The following is a 24142-nucleotide window of genomic DNA, read 5'->3' as shown; positions in this document are numbered from 1 at the left end:
CGCTCTACTCCTCTAAGGCCTCTCGCAGCAGGCCGTTCACGTCGCCGGGGTCGGCACTGCCGCCGGTCTTCTGCATCACCTGACCGACGAGGAAGTTGATCGCCCCGTCCTCGCCGCTGTGGTAGTCCTCGACAGCGTCGGGGTTCTCCTCGATTGCCTCCTCGACAGCCGCCTGGACCTCGTCGCCGCTGGTCTTGCCGAGACCCTCCCGGTCGACGATGGTATCCGGGTCGTCGCCGTCGTCGAGCATCGACCGCAGCACCGTCTCGCGGGCGTTTTTGACCGTGATCTCCTCGTCGTCGACGAGTTCGATCAGCCGCTCGACCTCGTCGAACCGCTCCTCGATGTCCGTAATCGCCATGTCGCGGTAGTTCAGTTCGCCCAGCAGTTCGTCCGCGACCCACGTCGCCGCCAGGTCGGGATCGAACGCCTCCGCGACGCTCTCGTAGAAGTCCGCGACCTGCTTCGTGCTGGTGAGTTTGTCGGCGGCCTCCTCGCTCAGGCCGTACTCCGACTGGAACCGCTCGCGGCGGGCATCCGGTAGCTCCGGAATCTCGATCTCCTCCTTCCAGTCCGAGACCTGCAACGGCGGGATGTCCGCCTCCCGGAAGTAGCGGTAATCTTTCTCCTCCTCTTTCGAGCGCATCGAGACGGTGATCCCGCGGGACTCGTCCCAGTGTCGGGTCTCCTGCTCGACCTCCCGGCCGCGCTCGACGGCGTTTTTCTGCCGCTGGGCCTCGTAGGCCAGGGCCTTCTCCGCGCCCTTGTGACTGGAGATGTTCTTGACCTCGGTGCGGTTTGCCCCTTCCAGCACCGCCTCGTCGATCTCGCCGTCAGCCCCGATCTCGTCGGCGTCGACGACCGAGAGGTTCGCGTCGATCCGCAGGCTTCCGTCGCGCTCCGGGTCGAAGACGCCGAGGTATTCGAGTACCTCCTCCAGTTTGGCGAGGAAGGCCCGGACCTCCGCCGCCCCGCGGAAATCGGGCTCCGTGACGATCTCCATCAGCGGCGTCCCCGCCCGGTTGTAATCGACCAGGGTGTACTCCGCGGTGTCGATCGAGCCGCCCTGGTGGGCGAGACTGCCGGGATCCTCCTCTAGGTGTGCGCGCTCGATGCCGATGGTCCGGCGCTCGCCCTCGACCGTACACTCCAGTTCGCCGTCCTGACAGATCGGCGAGTCGTACTGCGTGATCTGGAAGTTCTTGGGGAGATCGGGGTAGTAGTAGTTCTTCCGGTGGAACTCCGTCGTCTCGGGGATATCCGCGTCGATGGCCTTGCCGACCTTGACGGCCGCCTCGACCGCGCCCTCGTTGAGCACCGGTAGCGCCCCGGGCAGGCCGAGACAGACCGGACAGGTTCGGGTGTTCGGCTCCGCCGCGGGCTCGGTCGAACAGCCACAGAAGATCTTCGTCTCGGTTTCGAGCTGGACGTGGACCTCCAGCCCGATCACCACCGCGAGATCGCTCCGTTCCTGTACTTGCGCCATTACCCGCGGTTCGTCGTCCGGCCGCTAAAGGCTTCTGGGACGGCTGGGGGTGGATTTCTGTCGGCTGGAAAATGATTGTCTGACGTACGCTTATGTGAACGGAGTGGCACCCTGCTGGTATGTGCCCCAACAGAGTCGAAGAACTCGAATCGCGCGTGCAGGAACTGGAAGCCTCCGTCGAGGGGCTGACCGACGAACTGGTCGAGTGCAAGGTTCGCATCCGCGAACTGGAGAACGCAGTCGACGAGGACATCGGATTCGGCTCGGAGGACGCCGAGAGCGGAGACGACATCGAGACCGCCGAGCCCTCTGTCGGGGCAGAGACGATCGACGGCGAGACCGGCGAACCGTTCGGTGCCGCGGAATCTCCAGCGGAAACGGAGGCCGAAGCAACTAAAACGGAGGGGGCCGACAGCGAGAACAACACGGACGACTCCGACAGCGACATCATCATCGCATGAGGACTCGTCTCCCCCCAGCCTATGCACATCAAAGAACTCGTCCTTGACAATTTCAAGAGTTTCGGCCGGAAGACCCGCATCCCGTTTTACGAGGACTTCACGACGGTTACCGGCCCCAACGGCTCGGGGAAATCCAACGTCATCGACTCGGTTCTCTTCGCGCTCGGCCTCGCCCGAACGTCGGGTATCCGCGCCGAGAAACTGACGGACCTGATCTACAATCCCGGCCACCAGGAAGGGAGTTCCTTCGAGGGCGAACGCGAGGCCAGCGTCGAGGTCATCCTCGACAACGAGGACCGCACGCTCGAACGCTCACAGATCGTCAACGCCGCCGGGACGGACGACGTTGGCGACATCGACGAAGTGAGCATCAAGCGCCGGGTCAAAGAGACCGAGGACAACTACTACTCCTACTACTACATCAACGGCCGGTCGGTGAACCTCTCGGACATCCAGGATCTGCTCGCACAGGCGGGCATCACCCCGGAGGGGTACAACGTCGTGATGCAGGGCGACGTGACCGAGATCATCAACATGACGCCGGGCGCGCGCCGGAAGATCATCGACGAAATCGCCGGCGTCGCCGAGTTCGACGCGAAAAAGGAGGACGCCTTCGAGGAACTCGAAGTCGTCGAGGAGCGAATCGAGGAGGCCCAGTTGCGCATCGACGAGAAGAGTACGCGCCTCGACCAACTCGAAGACGAACGCGACACGGCGCTCCAGTACCAGGAGCTTCGCGAGGAGAAAGAGACCTACGAGGGGTACCGCCGCGCCGCCGAACTGGAGGACAAACGCGAGCAGAAAGCCAGCGTCGAGGAAGAGATCGACGACCTCGAAGCGACGCTCTCGGAGCGGCAGTCCACCCTGGACGAGCGCCAGGGCGAGGTGATGCGTCTCGACGAGGAACTCGAAGAGCTAAACGAGGAGATCGAACGGAAAGGCGAGGACGAACAGTTGGAGATCAAACGCGAGATCGAGGAGGTCAAAGGCGACATCTCCCGCCTGGAGGACAAGATCGACAGCGCCCACCAGCGCGTCGAGGACGCCGAAAACGAGCGCCGACAGGCCTTCGTCAAGATCGACCGGAAACAGGAGACGATCGACGAACTCGAAGGCGACATCCGGGAGCTCAAGGTGTCAAAATCCTCGATAGCGGCCGACATCCAGGAGAAAGAGGCCACCCTCGAATCCGTCGAGGCCGAGATCGACGAGATCGGCCAGGAGTTCGAGGAGGTCAAAGACCGCCTCCAGACCCAGAAGGAACAGCTGGAGGAGGCCAAAGCCGAGAAAAACGAGCTCCAGCGCGAGCAGGATCGCCTGCTCGACGAGGCGCGGCGCCGCTCGAAAGAGCAGGAGGAACTGGAGGCCGAAATCGAGGAGGCGGAGGCGACGATTCCCGACATCGAGGCGGAGATCGACGACCTCGAACTCGAACTCGAGAAGGCCGAACAGAACCAGGAGACCATCGCCGAGGTCGTCGACGACCTCCGCGCGGAGAAACGCGAGCTACAGGAGCAACTCGACGACGTTGAGGACGATCTGAACGCCGCACAGCAGGAGTACGCCGAACTGGAAGCCAAGGCCAGCCAGTCCGGCGACAGCTCCTACGGACGTGCCGTGACGACGATTCTCGACGCCGACATCGACGGCGTCCACGGCGCGGTCGCCCAACTCGGCAGCGTCTCGGGGCGGTACGCCACGGCCTGTGAGACCGCCGCCGGCGGCCGCCTCGCCAACGTCGTCGTCGACGACGATCAGGTCGGCCAGCGCTGTATCGAGTACCTCAAGTCCCGCAACGCCGGCCGCGCAACCTTCCTCCCGATCACCGACATGCAGAACCGGTCGCTGTCGTCGCCGCCGGACCGCGAGGGCGTGATCGACTTCGCGTACAACCTCGTCGACTTCGACCCCGAGTACGCCGGCGTGTTCTCCTACGTGCTGGGCGATACGCTGGTCGTCGAGGACATCGAGACGGCCCGGGAACTCATGGGCAGCTACCGGATCGTCACGCTGGACGGCGACCTCGTCGAGAAATCCGGCGCGATGACCGGCGGCTCGAAAAGCGGCTCCCGGTACTCCTTCGAGGGCAGCGACGGCAAACTGGAACGGGTTGCGGCGAAGATCAACGATCTGGAAGAACAGCGCCGGGAGATCCGCGAGGAGATCCGCGACGTGGAGAGCAGGCTCGAAGACGCCCGCGACCGGGAGAGCGACGCCAACGAGCAGGTCCGCGAGATCGAAAGCGAGATCGAGAAACGCCGGAGCCAGATCGGGGAGACCGAGGCCCGTATCGACCGGCTGGAGTCGGAACTGGCCGACATCGAGGCCGAACGCGAGGAAGTCTCCGAGCGAATGGACGAACTCGAAGCCGAGATCGCCGCCCAGAACGAGACGATCGCCGAGATTCAGGAGATGATCGACGACCTCGAGGCGGAGGTCGAAGACTCGAAACTCCCCGAACTCACTGCCGAGGCGGAGTCTATCCGCGAGGATATCGACGATCTGGAGACCCGTCAGGACGAACTCGACGCCGAACTCAACGAACTGACCCTCGAAAAGGAGTACGCCGAGGACGCCATCGAGGACCTCCACGACGATATCGAGGCCGCCCAGAAGCGCAAGGAAGAAGCCGAAGAGGAGATCGAGCAGTTCGAGGCGACTATCGAGGACAAGGAGGCCGAACTCGAAGCCAAAGAGGAGGAGGTCGCCGAACTCGAATCGGAACTGGCCGAACTGAAAGACGAACGCGAGAGGCTCCGCGAGCGGTTGAGCGAGGCCAAGCGGAAACGCGACGAGGCGCAGGACGCGGTCGATTCGGTCGAGGACGACCTCGCGGAACTGCGCGACGAGCGCGAGCGCCTCGGGTGGGAGATCGACGAACTCGAAGCGAAGGTCGGGGAGTACGACCCCGAGGAGATTCCCGACCACGAGACCGTCGAGGCCGAGATCGACAGGCTGGAGGGCGAGATGGAGGCGCTCGAACCCGTGAACATGCTCGCAATCGAGGAGTACGACCGGGTCAGCGAGGAACTCGACGAACTGCAGGACAAACGCGAGACGCTCGTCGAGGAGGCCGACGGGATCCGCGACCGGATCCAGACCTACGAGGACCGGAAACGCGAGACGTTCATGGACTCCTTCGAGGCGATCGACGAGCAGTTCCGCGATATCTTCGAGCGGCTCTCGGACGGCACGGGCCGGCTCCACCTCGAAAACGAAGAGGATCCGTTCGACGGCGGTCTGACGATGAAGGCACAGCCGGGGGACAAGCCGATCCAGCGGCTCAACGCGATGAGCGGCGGCGAGAAGTCACTGACGGCGCTGGCGTTCATCTTCGCCATCCAGCGGCACAACCCAGCGCCGTTCTACGCGCTGGACGAGGTCGACGCCTTCCTCGACGCGGCCAACGCCGAACTCGTCGGCGAGATGGTCGACGAACTCGCCGGGGAGGCGCAGTTCGTCGTCGTCTCGCACCGCTCGGCGATGCTGGATCGCTCCGAGCGGGCCATCGGCGTGACGATGCAGGACGACAACATCTCGGCCGTGACGGGGATCGATCTCTCCGACGGGCCGGAGGTGGCCGCCGATGACTGACTCCGCCAGAAGAGCTATTGCGGGGGAGTCAGAACGGCCAGCAACGCAGGTCGGTTTCCGCGAGCGAGGTGTTCATCGATGACAGACGAGGAGATTCCGCTCGACATCACCGGTCACGAGGATCGTGACCGCCCCGACGAGAGCGCCGACGACCGCCCCGGGGCGGGAAGTGTCGTCTCCGGCGACGCTGAGCCGGAAGCAGAGGACGCGGACGACGAGGAGATCGAACCGGTCGAGGTGCTCGTGCAGTTGGCCAAAGACGGCGAGATCGACCCGTGGGATATCGACATCGTCGAGGTGACCGACAAGTTCCTCGACAGACTCGACGAGGCTGATCTCCGCACCTCCGGCCGGGCGCTGTTTTACGCGAGCGTTCTCCTGCGGATGAAAAGCGACGCGATGCTCGAGGAGGACGACGACGAACCCGAGCGAGAGCCGTGGGAGCAGGCGATGGAGGCCGAGGGTGGGTTCGAGGAGCCGGATCCGTTCGCGACGCTCGAGGCCGAAATCGACCGCCGATTGGAGCGGAAACGCGCTCGCGGGACGCCCCAGACGCTCGAGGAGTTGGTCCGGGACCTCCGGGAAGCGGAACGGGACCGCTGGTGGAAGGAGTCAAGAGAGTACGACACCAGCGACTCCCCGCAGCGCCGCCAGCAGGGCACACAGGAGTTGGATTACCGTTCCGGCGACCAGTTCCGCATGGACGACGAACCCACGGAGGAAGAGGTCACCGGCAAGACCCACGGCGAGGATATCGACGAGATCATCGACGGCGTGCACGCGGCCGTCCGAGAGCAGTACGAGCAGGGCCGGACGGAGGTACTGTTCAGGGAGATCGAAACCGCTGGCGGGTCGCGGATCAGCACGTACCTCGGGCTGTTGTTCCTCTCCCATCGCGGTCAGGTCCGCCTCCAGCAGGACGACCTCTTCGGCGACCTCTGGGTGCAGGACCCAAACGCCGTGACCGGGTCGGGCGAAGTGGCCGCGGACTAATTCCGCCGGACGAAACGAGTCAGTACTGTCATCCAACCATAGTTGCTTTGAGTCTCCCGCCCGTACGAAACAGCAATGACAGCGACTGCGGACGTGACCCGGCGGCAGGCCTGGCTGATGGCGGCCCGGCCGCAGACGCTGCCGGCGGGCGGGGCACCAGTGGTTATCGGCGTGGCGCTTGCGGTCGCGGACGGCGTGTTCGCGCCGCTTCCGGCAGTCGCAGCACTCGTCGGTGCGCTGTTGATCCAGATCGGGACGAACTTCGCGAACGACTACTACGACGCGGTCAACGGCGCCGATACCGAGGACCGCGAAGGCTTCACCCGCGTGACCGCCGGCGGGTTGATCGATCCCCCGGAAGTCAAACGCGCGATGATCGCGACCTACGTCTTGTCGCTCGTGGTCGGGCTCTATCTGGTGTACGTCGGCGGCCTCCCGATCCTGGTCGTCGGGCTGTCCAGCATCGTCGCCGGCATCCTCTACACGGGCGGTCCGTATCCCTACGGCTACTACGGACTCGGTGATCTGTTCGTGTTCGTCTACTTCGGGGTCGTCGCCGTCACCGGAACCTACTACGTGCAGGCGGTCACGGCCCTCGGTATCGATCCGCTCGTGGTGGCGATACCCGGGTGGACGGTCACGCCGGAGTCGGTCCTCGCCGGGGTCGCGGCCGGCGCGCTCGCGACCTGCATCCTGGTGGTGAACAACATTCGCGACCGCGAGACCGACGCGGCCGCGGGCAAGCGAACGCTCGCGGTGTTGCTCGGCTACCGCCTCTCACGCGTCGAGTTCTGCGGCTTGCTGGCCGCGGCGTACGCCGTTCCGGTCGTGCTGTGGGCGCAGTTCGGCTACCACCCGGCCGCGCTCGCGCCGACCCTCTCGCTCCCGCTGGCGGTGTCGGTCGCCCGCGTGGTCGTGACCGAACGGGACGGCAGCGCCCTCAATCCCGCCCTCGAACGGACTGGACAGTTACTCGCCGTCTACGCCCTGTTGCTGGCGGCGGGGCTGACCGCACCGGTGGTGATCTGAGATGCTCGACACACAGCAGTTCAGCGTTCGTCTCGCTTCGCCACTGGAGACGGCCCGAGGGACAATCGACGCCCGAGAGGGCTTTCTGGTGCGCGTCGAGACCGAGGGATTGAGCGGACTCGGGGAGGCGACGCCGCTGGTCGGCTGGACTGAATCCTACGAGGAGTGCCGCGAGGGACTGGCCCAGGCCGAGCGCGTGGCAGAGGAACTCGACTGGGGTATCGCGCTCGGGAAACTCGAAGCCCCGGCGGCCCGTCACGGCCTCTCGCTGGCGCTCGCCGAGGGTCGCGCGATCTCGCGGGATCAGCCGCTGTATCGCTCACTCGGCGACGCAGACCGGACCGTCGAGTCGGTCCCGGTCAACGTCACTCTCGGTGCGGACGAACCGGAGGCGCTCGCGAAGCGGGCGCGCGCCGCCGTCGACGACGGCTACCCCGCGGTGAAGATCAAGGTCGGGACCAACGGCATCGAGGAGGACATCGAGCGAATCAGGGCCGTTCGCAACGCCGTCGGTGACGGCGTCGAACTCCGCGTCGACGCCAACGGCGCCTGGACCGTCGACCAGGCGAGCGAGGCCATCGACGCGCTCGCGGCCCTCGATGTCGCCTACGTCGAACAACCACTGCCGACCGCCGAACTGAGTTCGACAGCCAGCCTCCGGGGCAGCGGCGTCGATATCGCCCTGGACGAATCGCTCGCCACCCACAGCGTCGCCGACATTATCTCCGCGGACGCCGCGGACGTGATCGTGCTCAAGCCGATGGTGCTGGGCGGGCCGGACCGGGCGGTCGAAGCCGCTCAGGACTGTCGCGAAGCCGGAATCGATCCCGTCGTCTCGACGACGATCGACGCCGTCGTCGCCCGGGTCGGGGCGGTCCACGTCGCCGCGTCCATCCCGGATGTCCGCGCCTGCGGGCTGGCGACCGGCGAACGACTCGCGACCGACCTCGCTCGGGACCCCGCTCCGGTGGCCGACGGTGCGATCACCGTCCCCCAGCGGCCCGGTCTCGGCATCGAGGAGCCGCCGATCTGAGATGTTCGGGACCGATCTGCTCCGGACGCGCGCCGACGCGACGCCCGACCGGATCGCTCTCTCGGCGGCCGAAGGCGACGAACAGTTGACGTACCGAGAACTCGATACCGCGGTCACCGAGATGGCCGCCGCGCTCGACTCCGTCGGGACCGACCGACCGGATCCACGCCTCGCTGTCGCGCTGCCGACCGGGGTACCCTTCGTGTGTGTCACCCACGCCGCACTCCGACTGGGCTGGGAGTTGATCCCGCTGAACACCCGCCTGTCGGAGGCGGAACTGGCGACGCGGATCGACAGGGTGGAGCCGGATCTCCTGCTCTGCGGGCAGGAGACCGAGCAACTGCTCGTCGAGGCCGAGCGGCGGCGATCACCCGCCCGCGAGCCGGCGTATCTCAGCGTCGACGACCCCGGAAGTCCGTCGTTTCGCCCGCTCCCGTCGCCGGCATCGAAGCCGACGGCGACCCCTCACGCCCCCGACGATACCGCCCTCGTCCTGTTCACCTCCGGAACCACCGGCGAGCCGAAAGGTGTCAGGCTCACGGTCGGGAATCTGACCGCGAGCGCGGTCGCGTCGGCGTTCCGACTGGGTGTCACGCCGACCGACCGGTGGCTCTGTTGTCTGCCGATGTACCACATGGGCGGACTGGCTCCCGTCTTCCGCTCTGCGCTGTACGGGACCACACTGGTCCTCCAGCCCGCGTTCGACGCCGAGGCGACCGCCGCCGTGCTGAACGAGGATGGAATTACCGGGGTCTCCCTCGTCCCGACGCAACTCGGTCGGTTGCTCGACGTGGGTTTCTCCGCGCCGGAGTTGCGAACCGTGCTGCTCGGCGGTGCGCCGGCGTCGGAGTCGCTGCTCGACCGGGCGGCCGACGCCGGGGTTCCGGTCTATCCGACCTACGGGATGACGGAGACGGCTTCGCAGGTGGCGACGGCGCGGCCGGCAGAGCACCGCGACCATCCCGGCACGGTCGGCCAGCCGCTGTACGGGACCTCCGTCGCCGTCGTCGACCCCGACGGTGACCCGGTCGACCCGGGTGGGCGCGGCGAGGTCGTCGTCTCGGGGCCGACGGTCACGCCGGGGTATCTCGATCCCGAGCGGACGGCCGAGGCGACCTCGTCGCTCGGATTGCACACCGGCGACCTCGGCACCTGCGACGAGGATGGACGACTGTGGATCCTCGGGCGGCTGGACGAGACGATCATCACCGGCGGCGAACTGGTCGCACCGGCGACCGTCGCCGAAGCGATCCGCGACCTCTCGGCCGTCGCGGACGTTGCCGTCGTCGGAATCGAGGACGAGGAGTGGGGCGAGCAGGTCGCGGCGGCCATCGTCCCGAGCGGGTCCCACGAGTCGGATCGAGAACTGCGCGAGCAGGTCGAACGGCACTGCCGCGAGCGGTTGGCGGATTACAAGATTCCGCGGCGGATCCGTTTCGTCGAGTCGCTGCCGCGCACCCAGTCCGGCACCGTCGAGCGGGAGCGTCTCCGGGAGTTGTTCGAGTGACTACCCGTCGACCTCGCCGATCGCTCGCTCGCGCAACCGCCCGGTCATCTGGACGCCGTGGTGGTCGGTGCGGCGAATCACGCGTTTGGCCTGTGTCGCCGGGAAGTACTTGCTGTCGACCGCCGCCCGGGTCGTCACGCCGAAGGTGCCGGTGACCGTCGCGCCGAGTCCCTCTGCGACGGCGCGCAACCGCCGGTCGTCGGAGACGAGCGCGGCCGGTCCCTCCCGGTCACGGGCCCCGAGCAGACAGGCGACGAGCACGACGTCGCTGGTCGTCTCGGATTCGTCTAACAGCCCCTTCGCGTCGTCGATCCACTCCGCGGTGTCCGGATCTGTCTCGATTTCGTGTTCCTCGATGAACCGGCCGAGGTTCGTGGCGGCCGGTTCGACGGTGATCTCCTCGACGACCGCCTGCGGGATCACGGGGTCGGTCTCGAAGACCCGGAGCAAGTCGAGTTCCCCGATCTGTCCCAGGTCGTACAGCGGCGTCGCGTCGACGTACACGACCATCTCACAGCTCACCCGCCCGCTCGGCGTCGAAGGTGAGATCGGTCTCGTCGAGTTGAGTCGTCAGCCCCCGATCCTGCGCCAGTTCGAGCCACTCGGCGATCGAGACGCCGGCCAACCGGGCGGCCTCGTTGATCGAGACCTCGCCGCTCTGGTATCGCTCGACGGCGTGGCGGGTCCGGAGCGTCTCGACGCCCTCGCGAATCGCCTGCCGCATCGTCGTGCTCCGGTCCTGTTCGAGCAGTTCGGCGACCTCGTCCAGTTCTTCTTTCTCCTCCTCGGGGATCCGAACGCTTACCGTTGGCATGTATACACAGCAATGCAGCGCAAACACACATAAGCGACGGGGTACGAGACGGCGAGCGAACAGATCCGGGCGGCTCCGCAGACAATCACCGTTAAGCCGCTGGCTCGCTGAATGCTCCCCATGACGAACGTGGCGCAGGCATTCGTGCCGGGACACATCACCGGGTTTTTCACCAGCAACCCGGATCCAGATCCGACGAAGGCGGGCTCGCGCGGGGGGGGACTCGCGCTGACGGAGGGGGTGACCGTCACCGCCCGTCCGGCCGAGGAGCCCCGAGCCGTCCTCAACGGCGACCCGGTCGAGATGGAGGCCGTCGACCGGGTTCTGGACGCGCTCGAAGCGCCGGCGGAGATCCGCGGCGTTACAGACCTTCCGCTCGGCTCCGGGTTCGGCGTCTCGGGCGGGATGGCGCTGGGCGCGGCGCTGTCGGTCAACGAGGCCTTCGACCGGCGGCTCTCGGTGAACGAACTCGTCACGATTGCACACGGCGCGGAAGTCCAGGCCGGAACCGGACTGGGCGATGTCGTCGCGCAGGCCCGGGGCGGTGTTCCGATCAGACTAGAGCCGGGTGGTCCCCAGGACAACGACCTCGACGAGATTCCGGCCCGCCGCCGGATCGAGTACCACGTCCTCGGCGAACTCGAAACGCCGGAGGTGCTCGGCGGCGACACCGACGCGCTGACCGAGGCCGGCAAGCAGGCGCTGTCGACGGTCGTCGGGGAACCGACGTTGGAGACGTTCATGCGGGCTTCACGTCGGTTCTCCCGGGAATCGGGGCTGCTCACCGAGGAGGTCCGACGGGTGATCGAGGACGTGACCGAAGCCGGCGGCACCGCGGCGATGGCGATGCTCGGACAGACGGTGTTCGCACTCGACGACGGCCTCTCGGCGGCGGGGTACGATCCCGAGGTAGCGGCGATCCATCCCGGCGGAGCGACGCTCGAACCCGCGCCCGACCCGTAGCGAGAATCGATGCGTTTTCGAGGGTTTGCCCGGAATCGTCTGTATGACGGAGATCGATATCCCGGAGAGTCACCCTCGATACGAGTCGCTGCTGACTCGACACCGTATCGAGGCGGGCGTCGAGAAGGGAATCACGAGCCAGCAGGGGCTGATCGCCCAGGGCCGGGGAGAGGCCTTCGACTACCTGCTCGGCGAGGAAACGATCCCGAGCGCCGACGCGGCCGAACGCGTCGCGGCGGCCCAACTGCTCGCCGCCGACCACGCGGTGCTGTCGGTCAACGGTAACGTCGCCGCGCTGGTCCCGGGGGAGATCGTCGACCTCGCCGAAGCGACCGGCGCCGACATCGAGGTCAACCTGTTCAACCGGACCAGAGAGCGCATGGAGCGGATCGCCGACCATCTCCGCGACCACGGCGGCACGGAGATCAAGGGGCTCGAAGCCGACGGCCGAATTCCAGGGCTGGATCACGAGCGAGCGAAAGTCGACGCCGACGGGATCGGTAGCGCGGACGTCGTCCTCGTCCCGCTGGAGGACGGCGACCGTGCCGAGGCCCTCGCCGAGATGGGGAAAACAGAGATCGTGATCGACCTCAACCCCCTCTCGCGTTCGGCGCAATCGGCCGCCGTCCCCGTCGTCGACAACATCATCCGGGCGGTGCCGAACATGACCGCTCACGCCCGCGAGTTAGCGGGCGCCGCGGACGACGACCTCGCAGAGATCATCGAGGAGTTCGATCCCGAGGAGACGCTGGTCGCCGCCGAACGAGCGATCCGGGGCGGGGATCTCGACGGCTGACTCGTCCGGATTTTTTGTTCGGCAGGTAAGCGGAGAATTTACACAGGGCGACATCAATATACGTGATATGAGTCTCAAGGTCGACGTGCGGAAATTAGAGATCTTTAACCGGGTCTCCAAGGAGGGGTCCCGGCAGGTCGCCGACAGCCTGAGTCAGATGTCGGGGATGGACGCCGAAATCGAGGTGGCGAAGATCAACCTCCTCCACATGGACGACGTGAAGACCCACCTGGGGGAGGAGGAAGCCGTCGGGATCTTCGTCGAACTGACCGAGCCGCCGTACGGCTACGTGCTCTTCTTGCTCGATCCTGTGGACAGCAAACAGCTCGCCCGGTCGATGGTGCCGGGCGACTCCTCGGCCGAGAACGGCTTCAGCGACATGGAGCGCTCCGCCATCCAGGAGATCGGCAACATCATGACCTCGGGCTACATCGACGGCTGGGCGAACGTCCTCGATACGACGATCAACATGGGGACACCGACGTTCAGCTACGGCCCGAGCCACAAGATCATCGAGAAGATGGGCGGCTGGCCCGACGAGGAGATCGTGTTCGTCCTCGACTCGCAGATCACGACCGCCGACGCCGACGTCGACCTGACTGTCTACACGTTCCCGCAGGTCCGGGATCTCGTCGAACTCGTCCAGGGGATCGACCTCGACACCGACGTCGAGGAAGACGTGGTCCCGGACGAGAATTTCGTCAACTAGCTGTCGATCTGTTCCTGTAGTTCGAGCAGTCGCGCCGTCGCTTCCGTTGCTGTCTCGCCGAACACGTACGTGATCGGTTCGATCCCGAACGCGCCCTCGTGGTAGATGACTCTGGGAACCGACCCGCGCTGTCGGAACGCCTCGCGGAGCCGTGACTCCCGATTCTCGTACGCCGCGTCGAACACCATGGGTTCGTAGCCGAGTTCGCGGGCGGCATCGAGCACGGCGTCGACCGTCGCGAGGTTGATCGCCCCCCGCAGATCGGGTTCGATCGACATCGCGGCGAGGATCGTCGAGGCGACTCGCTTCGACGCGCCGAACTCGGGGTCGGCGGGGACGAGCACGCGCGACCCGACCGTCTGTAGCCGGCCTGGGACCGCCGCCACGTCGGTCTCGTCGGTCGCCCCGGGAATCGCCGTTCCGATGTTCGTCCCGACGTTGGGAATCAGCTCCGCAATCCCCGGGGTGTTGGCGAGTTGCCTGGCGCTCCGACGGACCGCAGCCAGCGCCGAGCGCTCCTGTTCGACCGTATCGTCGACACCCCGAACGCACAGATCACAGCCCATCCCAGCCAGTTCGGGCATCTCCTCCTCGTGGACGGCACAGATCGGACCGCGGTCCTCGAAAGCCCGGATGACGGCCAACAGCTCTCCCAAGGCCTCGTAGCTGTCCATCGAGTCCGTCGCGAGGCCGGCGGCGATCCGATCGACGGCCGACCGGAGCCGCTCGTCTTCCGCAAATCGCTGTTCGACGGTGACATCACCCCGGACGTACTGACTGACCGCGGCCTGACTGACGCCTAACTCGTCGGCGATTTCCTGCTGGGTCAGTCCGCGCTCGTTCAACTCGGCCGCCAGCATCGCCCGGACGGTGGGGAGAAACCGCTCGACGACGATTTCGCTCGGGAGCTGCAACGACATACCCCTCCTTCGGCGTGAACCAGTATAAGTCTCGGTCTCTCGCCGGTCGGGGTATCAGCCGGTTGTACAGATCAATGATAACGAAAGTGATAACACCACCGGCTACTAACACCCAGTGGTATGAGCCAAGACAGTTTCGGCCAGTTCAGTGACGTAGGCGAGGCAGAGGTCACACGCGCAATCGGACAGGAGTGGACCGAGGAGTTCATGGACTTCTCGGACTCGGACGTGATCGTCGTCGGCGGGGGGCCCTCGGGACTGATGGCCGCCAAGGAACTCGCCGAGCGCGACGTCCAGGTGATGGTCGTCGAGAAGAACAACTACCTCGGCGGCGGCTTCTGGTTGGGGGGATTCCTGATGAACAAGGTGACGGTCCGAGAGCCCGCGGAGCAGGTGCTCGAGGACCTCGACGTTTCCTACAAGCAGTCCCAGGACAGCGAGGGCCTGTACGTCGCCAACGGACCGGAAGCCTGCTCGGGGCTGATCAAGGCGGCCTGTGACGCCGGCGCGAAGATCCAGAACATGACGGAGTTCACCGACATCGTGATCCGGGAGGACCACCGCGTCGGCGGCATCGTGATGAACTGGACGCCGGTCCACGCACTGCCACGAGAGATCACCTGCGTCGACCCCATCGCCGTCGAGGGCGATCTGGTCATCGACGCGACGGGCCACGACGCCGTCGCGGTGACGAAACTCCACGAACGGGGTGTGCTGGACGCGCCCGGGATCGATCACGCCGACGAACACAACACCGGGATGGACAACACCGACGCCGATCAGTACGGCGCACCCGGCCACGACTCGCCCGGTCACGACTCGATGTGGGTCGGCGAGTCCGAGGACGCCGTCGTCGAACACACGGGCGTCGCTCACGACGGCCTGATCGTCACCGGCATGGCGACGGCGACCACCTACGGTCTGCCGCGGATGGGTCCGACCTTCGGTGCCATGCTCGTCTCGGGCAAACGCGCCGCACAGGCCGCACTCGACGAACTCGAAGTCGACGCGCCGGACGTCGAGATGACCACGCGGGCAGAACCGGCCGACGACTGACACCCCCCAGAACGGTTCCCCCGTGCGGTTTTCAGTGGGCTGATAATCGTTCCTACCGGATCGAAACGAGATGGCTACTTAATCCCTCCCGGCGAGTAGCACCCGGTGATGGCACAGTCCAAACGGGCGGGAGGGTCGGACGGAAGGGACGACTCACCGCTGTTCCGCGCGAAACTGGCGGTCGAACCCGACCAGGACGCTCCGTGCGTACTCCTCAGTGGCGACACCGATTCGGCGGTGATCGCCCACGAACTGAAGATTCCGCCTTCGTGTCCCGAACACGACGAATCAGGGCGCTGTGACCCGGTACGGTGCGGGAGGTGTCACACCCACCTCGGTGACGGGGGGGATACGTACATCTCCGCCCGACCGACGGACGGCTGTATCTGCCCGGTTTTGAAAGCACACAGCTGTCTTACGCGGCTCGAAGCGGTCCGCTCCGGGACGCTCGTCGTGACAGTTGTCTCCTCACGTCGAGCCGAACTGTTCGATCTCATCGACGACCTCCGTACCGTCGCCGCGACGGTCTCGATCGACTGGATCACGACTGTCGACGGCGAGGGAGAGACGATCACCGTCGACACCGACGTGATCACGGACACCCAGCGTGACACCCTCGAAACGGCCCTCAACGCTGGCCACTACGAGGGTGGCGCGACGCTGTCCGACCTCGCCGCACGCCTCGGACTCTCCGAATCGGCGGTTTCCCAGCGTCTAAACGCCGCCGAAACGCGGCTCGTGAGGGCGTTTCTCGGGGAGATATCTGACAGCGATCCAACGTGATTACCACCTCGTTGGGAATCGGCCGCACGCGTTTACGAGGGGCGCTGGTAGGTACACGTGTGTAATGGCTCATTCAGAGCGGTCCTCGGGGAGTGAACAGCGGGTCGACTGCCAGCAGTCGCTAGTCCGGGCACAACTCGCGGTCCGTCCGGATCCCGCGGCCGCCTGCGCCGCGCTCGACGGCGGGGACGAGCCGGATCGGATCACGCAGTCGCTCACGTACGATCCCGACGAGCAGGGGGGAACCGGCTCCGCCAACTCGGAGCGTGAGTGTCATACGCTTCTGGAGTACGAGGATCGGCCACAGGCCTACCGAACGGCCCGCGTCGACGGGCACTGCATCTGTCCGGTGTTCGAGGAGTACGACTGCCTCACGGAGTTCACGGACGTCAGCGACGGGGCGATCACGGTCGTCGTGTCGGTCCCGTCCCGTGAGACAATCCGGGCGCTCGTCGACGCGCTCCGGGATGTCGGCGCGACCGTCGCTGTCGAGTGGCTGGTCGAAGACGGACACGTCGGAGCCACGACGGAACTCGACGTGAGTGCGATCACCGCGAAACAGCAGGAGGCGCTCGAAACGGCGCTGGAACTCGGCTATTACGACAGCCCTCGCAGTGCCGATCTGAGCGACTGCGCCGAGAAGTTAGGCATCTCGAAATCCGCCGTCTCACAGCGACTCAACGCCGCCGAGACGAAACTCGTCAGAGCGTTTCTCGGCCAGTCAGAGCGGACCTGACTCAGACAACCTGCCGTATCGCCGTCTCGATCAGTTTTCGCTCGGCGGACCTGAGCCGCTGTGACACCGCCGACTTCGAGATGGCGAGTCTGTCGCCCAACTCACCGAGATCGGCGTCTCTGGGCCGCTCGTAGTAACCGGCCTCGACCGCGAGTTCGAGCGCCTGTTTCTGTTTCGCCGTCAGTTCGCCGAGGTCGACGGAGACGTATCCGTCCCCGCTCTCATCTGCGCGTCTGATGTCTCTCGTCACGACTGGCGACTCCGACTCCTCGACCGTCGACAACAGTTCGACGAGTGTCTGCCGGTCGGGAATCTCCAGCACGACCGTGAGGGATTCGGGCGTCGTTGTCTGTGTCATCTGTCGGATAGATACGGCGGGTTTCCGGGGGTCGTCACTCTGGCTGTCGGGTTTCGACTCTGCGCCGCTGGCCCGCGGCGCCGACCGGTGCGACGGCGGCGACACGGTAGAGCGCGTACAGCCCCCAGATCACCAGCCCCGCGAGGATGAGATAGGCTCTCATCTCGATGGGGACGAGCGCTTCGTGGACGATCTGTCCCTCCGCCGTGACCGGATGGCTCGCACCGGCGATCATCTCGACGAGTCCGACGACCACGACACCGAAGACGACGAGTCCGCCGCCGACGTACTGTGCGACTTTCGTTGGAAGTGTTCTGTCTGCCATTTCGATCACCTCAGCCGATGAGATACCGCAACCGTGGGTGCTTGTCGACGAACTCCGTCCGGATCAGGTAGCCGTCGACACCGAGCACGCGCCCGGCCCCGAGCGTCGCGATCATCCCGAACACCAGCAGGCCGAGCAGTTCGCCCGTGACCACACCGTGTGCCCAGCCGCCGGTCTCGCCGTTGATGAAGTAGAAGAACACCATCAGGAAGGCCCCGAAGAAGGCGGCCGTCCTGGTGAGTGCCCCGAGGATGAGCCCCAGCCCGATCATCGTCTGGCCGATCGGGATCGCGATGTTGACAAAGGTTAGCGCGGCACCGTCGCTGAACAGGGTCACGAACGGTCCGAGGCTCGTTCCCTGCGCCGCGCCTCCGACGAACCAGCCGGCGTCGAACGGCCAGTTGACTAGCTTGTCGAGACCGGCGTGTAGCAGCCACCACCCACCGACGAGTCGGAACATCACCAGCCAGTACGCGAGCCACGTCCCTTCGACGGGGAAGGTGAACTCTCGTCCGAGCAGGCGGGTCTGTACGCTGTCAGTCGTCTCTGTCGTTGCCATCGTTTCACCTCACATGTGGAGGTAGTCGCTCCGATCCGGTACCGGTTGTCCGCTAATATGAAGGAGTTGAAGTGGGGCCGAACCAGCAGGGTCACACCGACGAGTCCATTAGCCGTCCTGTCGTTCGATGGTGACCTGGTGTGCGCTTCCGTGCTGGGCCTTGTGATCGATTTCGACCTCCAGCGCGTCCTCTAAGGAGTCGATCTCGCGCTCGAAGGCGCACGTCTCGCAGTACAGGTGAAACGTTTCCATACCGTCGTTGTCAGTCGGCCGTGATCCTGTGGCGGTTGGGTTGTCCCGTCTCCGAGACGAGTTCGACCTCGAACTCGCCGTCGTTCGAGAGCGTGATCATCGCGCCGTCGAACTCCTGTTCGTACACGCTCGTGTGGTTTCCGGAGCTACTCAGCCTGATCTTCTCTCTGACCAGGCCGGCCTCCTGCAGTCGATTGACCTTCCGATAGGTCGTCGACAGCGGAATTTCACACTCCTCGGATAGCTCTTTGACCGCCTTTGCCTCCGATTCGATGGCCGAGAGGATCTGACAACACTCGTCGTCGGTGATCGTTCGAACGAAGGTTTCGGTTTCTTTGGGGGGCATCACGTTAGTAGAGGGTACGACGGTGACTGCATTATGAAGTGGACCTAGCCAGGTAGTGTCTAGAAATCTGAACGGTCGGGATGACCCTATCCTACTAGTATTGAGAATAGAATACGAATCAGCAATCGTCCCGTGATTGGCGGGAGTCTACAGGCGGGGCAGGCCGAGTGCCTCGGGGCTTGACCCCGAGGCGGTTCACGGCGTCCCACCCCGATCAGCCGGGGCGGTGCTTCTGTAAAACGGGCCGTTCAGGGGCTGACGGGGGATTGAGTCGGTTCGAGTTGTTCGTTCTCGATGAGGAGAGCGAGGATCTTTCGGATGGCTTTCCGGACGTGCTGGTAGAAGGTCGGCGAGCTAATGCCCAACGCGTCCGCGAGTTCGTCCCCGGTCGAATCGCGGGGCGACTCGAAGTACCCGCCGTGGTACGCCAGCCCGAGCACCTCCCGCTGGCGGTCCGTGAGTTCCGCCTCGACGGCGTTTTTCGTCATCGTGAGCGTCGTGCTCTCCTGGGTCCGCGTTCGCTTCGCGACGAACGTCGTCTCGCGGTAGGTGCCCTGTAGCGTCTCGATCATCGACTGAGCGTCGGATTGGGGCGTGGTCTCCCCGACGAGTCGCCCGCTTCCGTCGGCGGCCTCGAACGAACTGATCGTCGCTCCGTGTTCGAACAGCGCGGTCAGTGGCCCGGTTTTCACCCGCAGTTCGACGATTCCGGTCTGGCCCCGGGCGCGGACGACGCGCGTGCTCTCGACGCTGGGGGCCGACCCGACGATGTCCAGGAGTTCCTCCGGGGCGACACCGTCGACGTCGACGTAACAGAGATAGCCGGCCTCCGTCGTCGGGGTCAGGTTGTTCAGTGACAGCCGACAGTCCAGTTGCTCGGTCACCGAGACGAGCGGGGAGTCCGCGACACCGATCTCGAACTCCAACTCGACGACGGTGTCGGTGTGCAGCAGTTGCTTGTTCTCCGCGGCGTTGATCGCGTGCCCGATCCGCTCGCCGAGTTCGCGTAACAGCCCCTGCTCGTACCGGTCGAAGGCGTCCGGGCGAGCGGAGTACACGCCGATGATCCCGAGCACCGTCTCCCCGTAGGTGATCGGAATGGCCGCGACCGACTGGAATCCGTACTCGATGGCACGGTCGCGGCGGTCCTGGCCGGCGGGGTCGGTCGGCACCTCCTGGATCGCCTGGATCTCGCTGCTCGTGACGGCCTGCTGAAACGGGTTCGTCCCGAGTTCGGCGTCGTCGAGCGTCAGATCGAGATCCTGCACGAACTCCGATTCGACACCGGCCCACTCTCTCGGCGTGATCTCCTCGGTGGCCTGGTTGTGATCGCCGATCCAGGCGAACAGGTACGCGTCGGAGGCGGCCAACTGCTCGCAGATAACCTGGTCGATCTCCTGACGCGTGCCGGCCCGCGTCAACTCCCGGTTGATCGGGCGAAGACTCTCGATGATCTGCCGGATCCGCTGGAGTGAGTTGCGCTGTCGACGAACCGTCTGCTCGCGGCGTTTCTGCTCGGTGATGTCGTCGTTGATCGCGACGAATCGCTCGATGCCGCCGGTCTCGTCGGTGATCGGCGCGATCGTCTGGTTGACGACGTATCTGTCTCCGGACTTGTGTTCGTTCGTCACCTCGCCCGTCCAGACCTCCCCGGCCTGGATCGTCTCCCAGAGTTCCGCGAAGAACTGTTCGTCGTGTTCGCCGGAGTTGAGAATGTGTGGCGTCCTCCCGACTGCCTCCTCGGCGCTGTACCCGGTCACCTCCTCGAAGGTCGGGTTGACGTACTCGATTGTCCCGTCGCTGTCGGTGAAGTAAATCGAGTGGCCGGCCTGTTCGATCGCCTCCCGGAACGCACGCAGGGACTGCTCGCGTTCCCGTCTGGTCGTGATGTCCTCGACGACCACCGTGACCCGTTCGACATCGCCGCCATCGCCGTGAATCGGGGTCGCACTCAACAATACCCATCGGCTCTCTCCGTCCTCGTCCCGTAGCTCGACCTCCATATCTCCGACAGTCGCCCCGGTATCGAGCGCGCGTGCAACCGGGAACTCCTCCGGGTCGACCGCGGATCCGTCCGGATGCAGAAACTCCCCGTCGAGGCCGTCGAACGTCCGCCCGACGAGGGAGCTCTCGCCGCCACAGAGGATCTCCGACGCCTGCAGGTTCGACCGAACGATCTCCCCGTCGGTATCGGTCACGATCAATCCGACCGGACTCGTCGTGAAGACCCGCCCGAGCAACGCCCGCTCGCGGTCGAGTTCCTCCTCGGTCTGCATCCGCGCGACGAGGCCGCCGAGATCCGCCGCGACCGCGCTGACGACCGAGGCCAGGCTGTCGTCGGGGTCCCGGTGATCCCGCAGGAAAAACGTCAACACGGCCACGACGCCGTCCTCCGTGGTGATCGGCACCCCCAGGGCCGCCCGGAGACCGACCTCCTCGGCCAGCGCCGTCCGGCGGAACACGTCCCGCGGCTGGTCCGACGTATCCGGAATCCACTCCGACTCGCCCGACGCGTACACGCGGCCCGGGAGTCCTTCCCCGTAACCGAACGTCACCGCTTCGCTCTCGTCGAGAAACGGTTCGAGGGTCCGATCCGCAGCGTGCCCGGTGACGTATTCGAGACGGTCGTCTCCCTCTGCGGGAGCCCATGCCTCCCCGTAGGCCCACTCGGTGTGGTCACACACCTCGACGATAGCCGTCCGGATCCCCTCGATATACGAGTCGGCCTGCGCGATGCGTCGAGTTACGTCCGCGAGCAGTTTCCGCTCACCGGCGGTCTGTCTCTGTTCCGTACAGTCCCGGAGCAGGAGCGCGAACCCCTCACCGTCCTCGACGGCCGTCATCACCCCGGACGCCCAGAAGTTCTCTCCCGAGTCACGCCGACACCACCCCTCGACCACGGCCCTGCCGTCCGCACCGGCCGTTTCGAGAGCGGTGTCGAGGGAACTCCGGTCGGGAAACAGCCCGGGGAGTACCGACGACACCGGCGTTCCTTCCGCGTCGGCCACGCGGGAGCCAGTCAGCGCCCGTGCGCCCGCCGACCACGAACTCACGGTCCCGTCGGCTGTCAGTCCGATGACGGCCTCGTCCGTCCGGCCCTGTAACCCCGCCCGGAGCACCGGTTCGGGGACGGACGACCCCCTCGCTGCGGTCGGTTCGGTTTCGGTCATATGCCTATCACAGCTGACCGACAACTAAAAGGATAGCCCAGATTCCCAGCTCCTTGGATCGACACGAGGAGCCAGCCTACGAGCCGTCGACGCTGTCCGGTCCGTCCCCGCCGTCGACGCCCCGTAGCTCTTCGGTGGGGTCGTACTGATCGGTCGGGATCTCGCTCCCGTCGGAGTTCATGCCACAGCCACCGCAGCCGCGGCCCGACTCGCCGAAGATTCCCTCGCTCCATTCCTCGACGCCGGGATCGTCGGGAACCCACTCGGGATCGAGTCCGAATCGGTCGATCTCGGATTCGAGCAACGCCGCGAGCGCATCCGCAAGCGCCGCGTAGAAGCCGTCCCCGCTCGCGCTGACCTCGTCGGTGAACCGCCAGAACCAGCGCCCGAGGTGGTCTTCGATGAACTGCTGCTGTGCGTCGCCCACGATCCTGACACCCCTGTCGTCTCCCCCCTCGCGGAGGTGTGCCTCCCGCAGGCAGAGGTGGCTGAGGAACTCGAGTTGGAAGCAGATGTGATCGCCCCGGTCGTTCTTGTCGGAGGCGGCTTCCAGATCGAAGGCCTTGTAGAAGCCGTTGATATCCGCCAGCCGACGGACGTTGGTCACCAGCGGCCCGGGCAGGTAGTTGAGTTCGTACGGCGAGACGCTGTGGCCCTCCTCGACGCCGAACATCGGTCCCCAGTCGTCGTACAGCGTCTCCGGGTCGGTGACGTGGGCCCCGACCCCGACCGCCGCTTCCGCGACGCCCTCACCGAGGGCGTCGGCGGCCGCGACCAGATCGGTACAGTAGGCGTCGTCATCGAAGGCCGCCGAGAGGTCCTCGCCGGGGCGCTCGAACCCCAGCGCGAGCAGTCCGTACAGCCGAGCGCGCTGGAAGGCAGTGTTGGTATCGCCGGGGTGCTCCGAGAGGCCGGACTCGCTCCGGCCGACCGTCGGGACGACACCCTCGGCCTCCTGTCGACCTGCCTCCGTCGGGGCTGGATCCGGCTCGTCTGCCTCAGAATCCGTCCGTGACTTGCCGAAGATGGTGTTGTCGCTCATCGTTACGTGATGTCGAGTCGGTAGACGTCTTCGTCCTCGTCGTAGCGTTGCCGCTCGGCGGTCGGTTCCTCGATCGGGACGCGGCCGACCTCGTCGCCCTCGTAGTAGCCGACGGCCTCCTCGCCGTCGATCTCGAAGCCGGTCAGCGACCACTCCGTACTGCCGATCAGGTGCAACAGCCCTCGGATCTCCGGTTCGTCGCCGTTGCGGACCGCTCGGTAGGTCTCGACCGCGTCGGCCGCGCCCGGGCCGAACATCTGGGTGAGGTAGTCGGTCGGCGCGGTGATCGGCGGGATGTAGTAGACGTTCGGCTCCAGCCCGAACTGCGGGTACAGCGGCTTGGCGATCTCCTTCTCGTGAACGAGGTAGTCGATGGGGTTGACCCGCTGTTGGGTCGGGTCACCGACGTTGGCCTCCTCGGGCGTGTTGATGTAGCCGTGCATCCGGATCTTCCCGAGACAGTTCTCGAAACACTGCGGCGCCTTGCCCTGCTCGGTCTTGGGGTAGCAGCCGACACACTTCTGTGAGATTCCCTCCGCGGCGTTGAAGATCGACTTCTTGTACGGGCAGGCCTCGTTGCACTGCTGGTAGGCCTGACAGGACTCCTCGTCGATCAACACGATGCCGTCTTCCTCGCGCTTGTAGATCGCCGGCACGGGACAGGACCCGGCACAGGCCGCGTACGTGCAGTGGTTGCAGATCCGCGGCAGGTAGAAGAACCACACCGGGTGGGTCTCCTCGTCGAAGTAGTTGATCGACTCCATGGAGTCGCCGGCAATCTCGTCTTCGCCGAGGTTGGGGTAGCGGAAGTCCTCACTGCCCGGGAAGAAGCCAGCAATGTCGCTGGCGGCGCTCGCGGACTCCTGGGGGTGGTTCTCCCGGGCGTCCCAGTCGGTGCCCATCGCCTCGAAGATGGTCTCGCCTTCGTAGGTGCCGTCGTCGCTCCACTCGTTGGGCCCCATCTCCGAGAGCAACCGCTGGTCCCAGCCGACGGGGTGTGAGCCGTAGGGTTTGGTCTCGACGTTGTTCCAGAACATGTGCTCCTGGCCCTCGCCGTGGGTCCAGGTGGTCTTACAGGCCAGCGTGCAGGTCTGACAGGCGATACACTTGTTCAGGTCGAAGACGGCCGCCCACTGGTCGTCGGGTCGCTGCCCGTCGTAGGGGAACTCCATCTCGCGGCCGAGTTGCCAGTTTTCGACTTGTGGCATGG

General features: G+C 65.6%; 24 protein-coding genes. 12 read left to right on the top strand and 12 right to left on the bottom strand.

What is annotated here, in order from left to right:
- Positions 1-4 precede the first annotated feature (4 nt).
- Positions 5-1486, bottom strand: a complete 1482-nt coding sequence (gene gatB, locus GRX03_RS07545) for an Asp-tRNA(Asn)/Glu-tRNA(Gln) amidotransferase subunit GatB (RefSeq protein WP_159763586.1) — start codon at positions 1484-1486, stop codon at positions 5-7.
- Between the two features lie 119 nt (positions 1487-1605).
- Between gatB and GRX03_RS07540 the strand changes: the two genes are divergently transcribed.
- The 6 genes from GRX03_RS07540 to menE all read left to right on the top strand — a co-directional run bounded on the left by GRX03_RS07540 (position 1606) and on the right by menE (position 10103).
- Positions 1606-1947: a DUF7518 family protein gene (locus tag GRX03_RS07540; protein ID WP_159763585.1), complete on the top strand. Its 342-nt coding sequence runs from the start codon at positions 1606-1608 to the stop codon at positions 1945-1947.
- 21 nt (positions 1948-1968) lie between these two features.
- On the top strand, positions 1969-5541 hold the full coding sequence (smc, locus tag GRX03_RS07535; RefSeq protein WP_159763584.1) for a chromosome segregation protein SMC: 3573 nt from the start codon (positions 1969-1971) through the stop codon (positions 5539-5541).
- Positions 5542-5619: 78 nt separating this feature from the next.
- Positions 5620-6534, top strand: a complete 915-nt coding sequence (locus tag GRX03_RS07530) for a segregation and condensation protein A (RefSeq protein WP_159763583.1) — start codon at positions 5620-5622, stop codon at positions 6532-6534.
- Between the two features lie 75 nt (positions 6535-6609).
- Entirely contained in the window at positions 6610-7563 is a 954-nt protein-coding gene (locus tag GRX03_RS07525) for a 1,4-dihydroxy-2-naphthoate polyprenyltransferase (RefSeq protein ID WP_159763582.1), read from the top strand.
- 1 nt (position 7564) lies between these two features.
- On the top strand, positions 7565-8596 hold the full coding sequence (gene menC, locus GRX03_RS07520; protein WP_159763581.1) for an o-succinylbenzoate synthase: 1032 nt from the start codon (positions 7565-7567) through the stop codon (positions 8594-8596).
- Between the two features lies 1 nt (position 8597).
- Positions 8598-10103, top strand: a complete 1506-nt coding sequence (gene menE / locus GRX03_RS07515; protein ID WP_159763580.1) for an o-succinylbenzoate--CoA ligase — start codon at positions 8598-8600, stop codon at positions 10101-10103.
- Here menE and GRX03_RS07510 read toward each other — a convergent pair whose 3' ends face one another.
- Together GRX03_RS07510 and GRX03_RS07505 are read right to left on the bottom strand one after the other, a co-directional pair.
- Positions 10104-10613, bottom strand: a complete 510-nt coding sequence (locus GRX03_RS07510) for a PIN domain-containing protein (RefSeq protein WP_159763579.1) — start codon at positions 10611-10613, stop codon at positions 10104-10106.
- Position 10614: 1 nt separating this feature from the next.
- Positions 10615-10917, bottom strand: a complete 303-nt coding sequence (locus GRX03_RS07505; RefSeq protein ID WP_159763578.1) for a DUF6290 family protein — start codon at positions 10915-10917, stop codon at positions 10615-10617.
- Positions 10918-11037: 120 nt separating this feature from the next.
- Here GRX03_RS07505 and GRX03_RS07500 point away from each other — a divergent pair, with 120 nt between their 5' ends.
- The 3 genes from GRX03_RS07500 to GRX03_RS07490 all read left to right on the top strand — a co-directional run bounded on the left by GRX03_RS07500 (position 11038) and on the right by GRX03_RS07490 (position 13385).
- A complete protein-coding gene (locus GRX03_RS07500; RefSeq protein ID WP_159763577.1) occupies positions 11038-11880 on the top strand; it encodes a pantoate kinase in 843 nt (280 codons plus the stop codon).
- Between the two features lie 43 nt (positions 11881-11923).
- Positions 11924-12676 carry a 4-phosphopantoate--beta-alanine ligase gene (locus GRX03_RS07495; protein ID WP_159763576.1) on the top strand — a complete coding sequence of 251 codons (753 nt, stop codon included), beginning with the start codon at positions 11924-11926 and terminating at the stop codon, positions 12674-12676.
- 67 nt (positions 12677-12743) lie between these two features.
- On the top strand, positions 12744-13385 hold the full coding sequence (locus GRX03_RS07490; protein WP_159763575.1) for a chemotaxis protein CheC: 642 nt from the start codon (positions 12744-12746) through the stop codon (positions 13383-13385).
- On the opposite strand, the gene GRX03_RS07485 is transcribed toward GRX03_RS07490, so the two are convergent.
- Positions 13382-14305 carry a thiamine-phosphate synthase family protein gene (locus tag GRX03_RS07485; RefSeq protein ID WP_159763574.1) on the bottom strand — a complete coding sequence of 308 codons (924 nt, stop codon included), beginning with the start codon at positions 14303-14305 and terminating at the stop codon, positions 13382-13384. The two genes, GRX03_RS07490 and GRX03_RS07485, sit on opposite strands and share 4 nt — an antisense overlap.
- Positions 14306-14425: 120 nt before the next feature.
- On the opposite strand from GRX03_RS07485, the gene GRX03_RS07480 reads away from it, so the two are divergent.
- The 3 genes from GRX03_RS07480 to GRX03_RS07470 all read left to right on the top strand — a co-directional run bounded on the left by GRX03_RS07480 (position 14426) and on the right by GRX03_RS07470 (position 16880).
- Entirely contained in the window at positions 14426-15361 is a 936-nt protein-coding gene (locus GRX03_RS07480; protein ID WP_159763573.1) for a sulfide-dependent adenosine diphosphate thiazole synthase, read from the top strand.
- 108 nt (positions 15362-15469) lie between these two features.
- Complete coding sequence (locus GRX03_RS07475; protein ID WP_159763572.1) at positions 15470-16144, top strand: helix-turn-helix domain-containing protein; 675 nt, start codon at positions 15470-15472, stop codon at positions 16142-16144.
- 64 nt (positions 16145-16208) lie between these two features.
- Positions 16209-16880 (top strand): helix-turn-helix domain-containing protein, encoded by a 672-nt coding sequence (locus tag GRX03_RS07470; protein WP_159763571.1) that lies wholly within the window; start codon positions 16209-16211, stop codon positions 16878-16880.
- A 1-nt stretch (position 16881) separates the two neighbouring features.
- Here the strand turns inward: GRX03_RS07470 and GRX03_RS07465 are convergent, their stop codons facing one another.
- The 8 genes from GRX03_RS07465 to GRX03_RS07430 form a co-directional block, all read right to left on the bottom strand.
- Positions 16882-17238: a helix-turn-helix domain-containing protein gene (locus GRX03_RS07465; RefSeq protein ID WP_159763570.1), complete on the bottom strand. Its 357-nt coding sequence runs from the start codon at positions 17236-17238 to the stop codon at positions 16882-16884.
- Between the two features lie 34 nt (positions 17239-17272).
- Entirely contained in the window at positions 17273-17563 is a 291-nt protein-coding gene (locus tag GRX03_RS07460) for a hypothetical protein (RefSeq protein WP_159763569.1), read from the bottom strand.
- Between the two features lie 10 nt (positions 17564-17573).
- Positions 17574-18122 (bottom strand): DoxX family protein, encoded by a 549-nt coding sequence (locus tag GRX03_RS07455; RefSeq protein WP_159763568.1) that lies wholly within the window; start codon positions 18120-18122, stop codon positions 17574-17576.
- A gap of 108 nt (positions 18123-18230) precedes the next feature.
- Positions 18231-18374 (bottom strand): hypothetical protein, encoded by a 144-nt coding sequence (locus GRX03_RS07450; protein WP_159763567.1) that lies wholly within the window; start codon positions 18372-18374, stop codon positions 18231-18233.
- Between the two features lie 10 nt (positions 18375-18384).
- The gene (locus tag GRX03_RS07445; RefSeq protein ID WP_159763566.1) at positions 18385-18720 is read right to left on the bottom strand and encodes a winged helix-turn-helix domain-containing protein; all 336 of its coding nucleotides are present in this window, start codon (positions 18718-18720) and stop codon (positions 18385-18387) included.
- Between the two features lie 248 nt (positions 18721-18968).
- Positions 18969-21890 carry a PAS domain S-box protein gene (locus GRX03_RS07440; protein WP_159763565.1) on the bottom strand — a complete coding sequence of 974 codons (2922 nt, stop codon included), beginning with the start codon at positions 21888-21890 and terminating at the stop codon, positions 18969-18971.
- A 76-nt stretch (positions 21891-21966) separates the two neighbouring features.
- A complete protein-coding gene (locus tag GRX03_RS07435; protein WP_159763564.1) occupies positions 21967-22932 on the bottom strand; it encodes a TorD/DmsD family molecular chaperone in 966 nt (321 codons plus the stop codon).
- Positions 22933-22934: 2 nt separating this feature from the next.
- Positions 22935-24140, bottom strand: a complete 1206-nt coding sequence (locus GRX03_RS07430; protein ID WP_159763563.1) for a 4Fe-4S dicluster domain-containing protein — start codon at positions 24138-24140, stop codon at positions 22935-22937.
- Between the last annotated feature and the right edge of the window lie 2 nt (positions 24141-24142).

The organism is Halovenus carboxidivorans (assembly GCF_009831575.1).
Classification (GTDB): domain Archaea; phylum Halobacteriota; class Halobacteria; order Halobacteriales; family Haloarculaceae; genus Halovenus; species Halovenus carboxidivorans.
The sequence above is the reverse complement of the archived record's forward strand: the minus strand, read 5'-3'. Positions and strand labels throughout refer to the sequence as shown.

Coding starts and splice junctions, on each gene's coding strand:
- GRX03_RS07470 (WP_159763571.1), top strand. CDS start 16,209: ATGGCTCATTCAGAGCGGTCCTCGGGGAGTGAACAGCGGGTCGACTGC.
- GRX03_RS07460 (WP_159763569.1), bottom strand. CDS start 17,563: ATGGCAGACAGAACACTTCCAACGAAAGTCGCACAGTACGTCGGCGGC.
- GRX03_RS07485 (WP_159763574.1), bottom strand. CDS start 14,305: ATGTCGTTGCAGCTCCCGAGCGAAATCGTCGTCGAGCGGTTTCTCCCC.
- GRX03_RS07445 (WP_159763566.1), bottom strand. CDS start 18,720: ATGCCCCCCAAAGAAACCGAAACCTTCGTTCGAACGATCACCGACGAC.
- GRX03_RS07475 (WP_159763572.1), top strand. CDS start 15,470: ATGGCACAGTCCAAACGGGCGGGAGGGTCGGACGGAAGGGACGACTCA.
- GRX03_RS07440 (WP_159763565.1), bottom strand. CDS start 21,890: ATGACCGAAACCGAACCGACCGCAGCGAGGGGGTCGTCCGTCCCCGAA.
- GRX03_RS07455 (WP_159763568.1), bottom strand. CDS start 18,122: ATGGCAACGACAGAGACGACTGACAGCGTACAGACCCGCCTGCTCGGA.
- gatB (WP_159763586.1), bottom strand. CDS start 1,486: ATGGCGCAAGTACAGGAACGGAGCGATCTCGCGGTGGTGATCGGGCTG.
- GRX03_RS07490 (WP_159763575.1), top strand. CDS start 12,744: ATGAGTCTCAAGGTCGACGTGCGGAAATTAGAGATCTTTAACCGGGTC.
- GRX03_RS07500 (WP_159763577.1), top strand. CDS start 11,038: ATGACGAACGTGGCGCAGGCATTCGTGCCGGGACACATCACCGGGTTT.
- GRX03_RS07450 (WP_159763567.1), bottom strand. CDS start 18,374: ATGGAAACGTTTCACCTGTACTGCGAGACGTGCGCCTTCGAGCGCGAG.
- GRX03_RS07510 (WP_159763579.1), bottom strand. CDS start 10,613: ATGGTCGTGTACGTCGACGCGACGCCGCTGTACGACCTGGGACAGATC.
- GRX03_RS07435 (WP_159763564.1), bottom strand. CDS start 22,932: ATGAGCGACAACACCATCTTCGGCAAGTCACGGACGGATTCTGAGGCA.
- GRX03_RS07540 (WP_159763585.1), top strand. CDS start 1,606: ATGTGCCCCAACAGAGTCGAAGAACTCGAATCGCGCGTGCAGGAACTG.
- GRX03_RS07430 (WP_159763563.1), bottom strand. CDS start 24,140: ATGCCACAAGTCGAAAACTGGCAACTCGGCCGCGAGATGGAGTTCCCC.
- GRX03_RS07530 (WP_159763583.1), top strand. CDS start 5,620: ATGACAGACGAGGAGATTCCGCTCGACATCACCGGTCACGAGGATCGT.
- GRX03_RS07495 (WP_159763576.1), top strand. CDS start 11,924: ATGACGGAGATCGATATCCCGGAGAGTCACCCTCGATACGAGTCGCTG.
- GRX03_RS07525 (WP_159763582.1), top strand. CDS start 6,610: ATGACAGCGACTGCGGACGTGACCCGGCGGCAGGCCTGGCTGATGGCG.
- GRX03_RS07480 (WP_159763573.1), top strand. CDS start 14,426: ATGAGCCAAGACAGTTTCGGCCAGTTCAGTGACGTAGGCGAGGCAGAG.
- GRX03_RS07505 (WP_159763578.1), bottom strand. CDS start 10,917: ATGCCAACGGTAAGCGTTCGGATCCCCGAGGAGGAGAAAGAAGAACTG.
- smc (WP_159763584.1), top strand. CDS start 1,969: ATGCACATCAAAGAACTCGTCCTTGACAATTTCAAGAGTTTCGGCCGG.
- menE (WP_159763580.1), top strand. CDS start 8,598: ATGTTCGGGACCGATCTGCTCCGGACGCGCGCCGACGCGACGCCCGAC.
- menC (WP_159763581.1), top strand. CDS start 7,565: ATGCTCGACACACAGCAGTTCAGCGTTCGTCTCGCTTCGCCACTGGAG.
- GRX03_RS07465 (WP_159763570.1), bottom strand. CDS start 17,238: ATGACACAGACAACGACGCCCGAATCCCTCACGGTCGTGCTGGAGATT.